The sequence below is a fragment of the Devosia sp. genome, from assembly GCF_034675085.1.
Taxonomy (GTDB): Bacteria; Pseudomonadota; Alphaproteobacteria; order Rhizobiales; family Devosiaceae; genus Devosia.
Genome location: NZ_JAUCDN010000472.1, coordinates 1 through 1741, shown reverse-complemented (window position 1 = coordinate 1741; position 1741 = coordinate 1). Strand labels below are relative to the sequence as shown.

Annotated in this window: 3 protein-coding genes; all 3 read right to left on the bottom strand. The window is 66.2% G+C overall.

The window, feature by feature from the left end; translation table 11 throughout:
• Positions 1-773: cell wall hydrolase (locus tag VDP82_RS18090; protein WP_416347142.1), on the bottom strand; the 773-nt coding region annotated here is incomplete at its 3' end.
• A gap of 147 nt (positions 774-920) precedes the next feature.
• Positions 921-1475 (bottom strand): hypothetical protein, encoded by a 555-nt coding sequence (locus VDP82_RS17840; protein ID WP_323016159.1) that lies wholly within the window; start codon positions 1473-1475, stop codon positions 921-923.
• A gap of 51 nt (positions 1476-1526) precedes the next feature.
• On the bottom strand, positions 1527-1741 hold a 215-nt coding region (locus tag VDP82_RS17835), incomplete at its 5' end, for a putative PEP-binding protein (RefSeq protein ID WP_323016158.1).

Here is a 1741-nt window from a genome sequence, read left to right as displayed (position 1 = left end):
TAGACCACGCCGCAAATGGTGTCGGGATAGCGGTGATCGTTGACGCGGTTGAGCACCACCTGCGCCACCGCCACCTGGCCGCGATAGCTTTCGCCACGCGCCTCGAAATAGATCGCCGTAGCCAGGCACCACATGTCCCTGTCCGAAACCTTGCGGCTCTCGCCGCTGGCGAAACCGCCGGTGGCCGGGGCGTTGGCGCGGGCATAGGCCAGTTGCTCGGAGGCCACGATGGGCATGGGCGGGGACAGGGGGGAAGAGGCCGGCGGGGCAATGCCGGCGATGGCGTCGAGCGCGGCCGCGGTTGCCGGATTGAGAGCCGCGATGGACATGCGCGGCCCCACCTCCACATCGCCCGTCGCGGCAAAGCGCGACTGCCCGGGCAGGGCCGGATCGATCTCCTCCCCGCGCAGCGCGGCGATATGCTGGCGCACCGCCGCAAAGCCATGGGAAAAGGCCAGCGCATCGACCACGGGCCGCTTGCGGTCGGTCTTTTCGGCGCGGTTCGGACCGGTAAAACCGGCGGACTGGAACAGATGGTCGACCGAGCCGGTAATCACCGGGTCGGTGCCGTCGTAGCGGATGCTGGCAAGGCTGATGGCGGGCGTGACGGGCAGCGTTTCGGCAAGGCCCTCGGCCGGCCCGAAGGCGCCGATGGTGAACCCGAGATAGCTGAGGCCGCAAGCCAGGCCGATGCCCAGAAAACGGGCAAGACCGTGCCGGCGAACCGCTCTGGCCGGGCGCGAACGCACCCCGGGCCGGTGGGAAGAGGCCATCAAACGCTACTCAACGCTACGCAACAAAAACTAACCGCCGGCACAAATGACGCTAAAAGCCGACGGACAGGATCATGTCTTATTAGGGTTAGCAGCCGGTAAACGGGCTTTGCGGCCGGGCCAAGGCCGAATTGGGGCCCGTTGCGGTCAGCCGCAGGCGGCCACCACCGGCGCCACTTCCTCGAAGAACCCATCGACGCGGAAACGCACCGAAAGCGAGCGCGAATTGACCGGGGTCACCCGCACGGTGAGGTTGGTGGCGCCGTTGAGCCCATCGATAAAGGCCGCCGCCTCGCTGGTCGTGTTGAGCAGGATGGCGGTGTTTTCGGGATTGACCGGCAGGGTGCGGCTGCGTCCCGCCTGCAAGTCATATTGCAGGGTGATGCCAGCATCGCGCCCCAGCGCCGACATGGTGTTTCCGGCAAAGGCGAAAGCGACGCGCAGGACGCCGGCCTCGCAGGAAACCGTCATCGTCGCCGGCGCACGCCCGCTCGGCCGGGCCGGAATGAGCTGCTCCGATTGCAGGGTGACGCTGATCGCCTCGGCCCCGCCATTTGGGCTGAGGAACAGCGCGTCATAACAGGCCAGGCGCTCCGCATCCCCGGCAATGGCGGTGCATTGTGCTATGCCGCCCTGCCCCTGCGCCAGAGCCGGCGAAACGGTAAAAAAAGGCAGCAAAGCCATGAGCGGCAAGAATTTCACGTCGGCCTGTCCCATCCCGTTTCCGCCGGCGGAGGCCGGCCCTGCTCCAGTTTAAGCAGAAGTCTGCGCCAGCGTCAGCCTTGCCACCGGAACACGATAGGGCGAGCAACTGACATAATCGATACCAAGACCGGCAAAGAAGCGCAGCGAGGTCGGGTCGCCCGCATGTTCGCCGCAAATGCCGATCTTGAGCTTGGGATTGGCCGCCCGACCGCGCGCAATGGCCAGCGCGATCATTTCGCCCACGCCCTTTTCGTCAATGGTGA